The organism is Coleofasciculus sp. (genome assembly GCF_046539235.1).
Taxonomy (GTDB): Bacteria; Cyanobacteriota; Cyanobacteriia; order Cyanobacteriales; family Coleofasciculaceae; genus Coleofasciculus.
In genome coordinates, this window is record NZ_JBKHHI010000545.1 from 1 (window position 1) to 3,706 (window position 3,706).

A 3,706-nucleotide genomic window follows, 5' to 3' on the forward strand; every position below is an offset into this window, starting at 1 on the left:
AGAAAATATGGCAACCGGAATGCTGGTGAATGGACAATGGACGAAGGAACCTTACCAGCAAGACCCTGAGGGGCGATTTAAGCGAAATCCGACTCAGTTCCGTAACTGGGTGAGTGCCGATGGTTCTACAGGGTTTAAAGCGGAGTCGGGACGCTACCATCTCTATGTCTCTCTGGCTTGTCCGTGGGCGCACCGCACAATGATTATGCGGAAATTGAAGGGGTTGGAGGAGGCGATTAGCCTGTCCATTGTTGACCCGTTTATGGATGAGGAGGGATGGGAATTTTCTGATGCTCCCGGTTGTATCCCGGATACGGTTCATGGAAGTCGTTATCTGCGAGAGGTTTATCTAAAAGCAGACCAGAACTGTACGGGACGAGTGACAGTCCCTGTGCTTTGGGATAAACAAAAGAATACGATCGCGAATAATGAATCCCGTGAAATTATCCGTATGTTCGATAGGGAGTTTGAGGCGATCGCGAAATCTCAAGTTAGCTTCTATCCCGATCCTCTGCAAGACGAGATCGATCGCGCGATTGACAGAATTTACCAACCGATCAACAATGGTGTCTACCGCGCTGGGTTCGCCACGACTCAGACGGCTTATGATGAGGCGGTAACCGAACTTTTTGAAGCACTAGACTATTGGGAAGGGGTGCTATCCCAGCAAGCTTATCTGTGTGGCGATCGGATCACGGAAGCGGATTGGTGTATGTTCACTACCCTGTTTCGCTTTGACCCCGTTTACTACGTGCATTTTAAGTGCAACTTACGTAGAATTAGTGATTATCCCTATCTAGGAAATTATCTTAAAGATCTCTATCAGCAACCGGGCGTTAGCGATACCTGCAACCTTGACCAGATCAAGCAACATTATTACAAAAGTCATCCCCACATTAATCCCACTCGCATTGTACCCAAAGGTCCTGTGATTGATTGGGTGGCAGGGTAAGTGTTGAGGAAAGTAGGGGCGGGTTTAGGGATTTTCTGTTCGCTGTTGATGATAACGTTTGTACAAAACCCGCCCTGACCAAGTTTTGAACTAACTCCCCCAGCTCCCCAAATTCCTACCGATAGAGTAAAGTCTATTCAGAAGCAACCATAATTTAGTATTATTGTCAATATTATTTATATAAGGACCTTGAGATCAGTAGAGTCTAATTTGAGCCATCGGTAAGGTAGCATCTGAGATAGTCCATAGAGATTGCTCACAGCTCCTGAACCCTAATCACCACCCGACTAGCAAGAGAAGGCAAGCTGCCAAGGCGTTTACACCAGGTTGCACTATGATTTCAAATTTATCTGAACAGTCCCATTATCCAGAAAGTGCGAGTAGCGGATTACAAATTGCCAGAGGATTAAAAGCTAAATCACAAAACTATAAACGATTGCTGGTTGAGGTGTTGAAATGGACAGGAGGACAACCATTTCTCACCCAGCAGCTTTGTCGATTAATTGCCCAAGCACCGGATGCACCATCGAAAGGAACGGAAGCGCAGTGGGTGGAAAACTTAGTCCGATCGCGCTGGATTGAGAATTGGGAAGAACAACCGGAACTGATGCATTTGCAGACGATCCGCGATCGCTTGCTCAGACGTAAACACCGCAGTCTGAAGCTGTTGCAAGTGTATCATCGTATCCTCCAACAGGGAGAAGCGATCGCCAATGACAGTTCCGAACAGAAGGAACTGCGGATGATGGGGTTAATCCTCAAGCATCAAGGGAAAGTTAGGATTCACAATCGCATATATGAATCGGTATTTAACCAAGAATGGGTTAATAAGGCTTTAAAAACCATCCAAGCTGATTTAGAACCAGGCGACTCGGAATTTCTCAAAGCCTTAGCGGAATTAGAGCGCAAACTCCTGGTTTCCCAGGTGGAAATCTTATCCAAAGCCGATACAGAATCCGAGGATGAAGGTTCGGCGCAAGCCCTGTATGAGGTGCTGCGTGATGTTACCTCTAAAGTCGGTGAATTACTGGGTGCGGATCGCGCCACCATTTTCTTACTTAACGATGAGAAGACAGAACTCTGGTCATTAGTGGCGGAGAATGAAGAAGGTGAATTTCTGGATATTCAGGTGCGAGTCGGGGAAGGGATAGCGGGTCATGTGGCTCAGGATAAAAAAGTCATCCATATTCCCGACAACGTTTATGAAGATCCCCGCGCCGCACTGGTTAAGGAATTTGACAAAAAATATAATTACCGCACCGAAAACATCTTGGCATTTCCCATCTTAAGTGAAAGCCAAGAAGTGATTGCGGTAATTCAGTTACTAAATAAGTTACCCACTGATCAGCAATCCGACAAACGACCTAAAGGATTCACCACCCTAGACTTAGAACGATTGGCAAAATGTGTGGTTCCGGTGCGGCGGATTCTGGAAAGTTGCCAATCCTGTTACAAGGTAATGAAGAAGCTACGGGCGACAGCCGCCTTAGCCGAAGCCACGCGATCGCTCGATCAGATTAACTTAGATACCAAGGCGATTTTGCAGCGGGTAATGAATACCGCCAAGAAGCTGCTGAATGCCGATCGCAGTACCTTATGGTTAGTGGATCGCGATCGCGGCGACTTGTGGACGGAACTTCCAGGGAAAGGAGAGGTTCGCTGTGATGTTGGGGTTGGCTTTGCAGGTCAAGTTGCACAAACTCGCCAACCGATGATTATCCCCTTCGATCTCTACGATCATCCCAGTGCGGAAAATGCCAAGAAAACCGATGAACAAACCCGCTACCGTACCTGTAGCCTCCTCTGTATGCCCGTTGTCAGTCCAGATGGGGAATTATTAGGCGTAACCCAACTAATCAACAAGCGCAAACCTGGAGATCATCCAGAGTATAACAAAGACGAGTGGCCCCACGTTCCCAGTTACTTTAAAGCGAGTTTTGATAAAAATGACCGCCAGTCCATGCAAGTCTTTAACGAACGAGTGGGTGTAATCCTGCAATTCGTCAAGACTCATGAGACACTAAAACAGCTTGCTCAAATTGAGCCAAAAGAATCCGTTTATAATACCCTAGCAATTCTCAGTAATTCCGTTGCCGATCAAAGTGATGAAGCGCTCTACAATGCCCTGTATTATACGTTAAGCTTTGTCACCAACTCGATTAACAAACTCTTGGGCGCGGAACAGACGACAATTTTCCTCCTGGATGCCGAACAAAGCATCTTTTGGTCATTAGTCTGGAATTCCAGAACCCTAAATGCTCAAGAAATTAGGGTGTCCGCTACTCTAGGAATCGCCAGTAAAATGGTTGAATCTCGTTCAGTCAAAGCCAGCAAAAATCCCAGTAAACTGAATGATCTGTTAGTCCATCTGGGTTTAGAACCAGATGCGATCAACAATGTGGAAAACATGTTGTTATTCCCGGTGGTGGACTCGAAAGGGAAAGTGATTGCCATTATTCGGTCGTTTAACAAATTCCTCTTTACCTATGAATCGGGGGGAACGTTATCCGAAACAATCGAAATCAATGGCTTTACCCAAGCCGATGCCCAGAAATTGCATGAACGGATGGCATCCACATTGCCCATTCTGCAAGGCTTCCAAGCGTTTCACCGGGAAATTCGCAATCTTCAGGAACAACGCAAGGCGATCGATCCCCTCTATCAAGCGATTAGTTTAGTCAGTAGCAGTAGCGGCGGAAATGCCGAAGAAATCATCCAAACGGTGATGCAAGCCGCCAAACAACTGACCCATGC

2 protein-coding genes are annotated in these 3,706 nt (G+C 46.6%); both read left to right on the forward strand.

What is annotated here, in order from left to right:
• The first annotated feature begins 7 nt into the window (after positions 1-7).
• Positions 8-952 carry a glutathione S-transferase family protein gene (locus ACLFWI_RS28330; protein ID WP_446415705.1) on the forward strand — a complete coding sequence of 315 codons (945 nt, stop codon included), beginning with the start codon at positions 8-10 and terminating at the stop codon, positions 950-952.
• Between the two features lie 334 nt (positions 953-1,286).
• Positions 1,287-3,706: GAF domain-containing protein (locus tag ACLFWI_RS28335; RefSeq protein WP_446415704.1), on the forward strand; the 2,420-nt coding region annotated here is incomplete at its 3' end.

Excerpts from the sequence above, each read along its gene's own strand:
- ACLFWI_RS28330 (WP_446415705.1), top strand. The coding sequence starts at position 8 with ATGGCAACCGGAATGCTGGTGAATGGACAATGGACGAAGGAACCTTAC.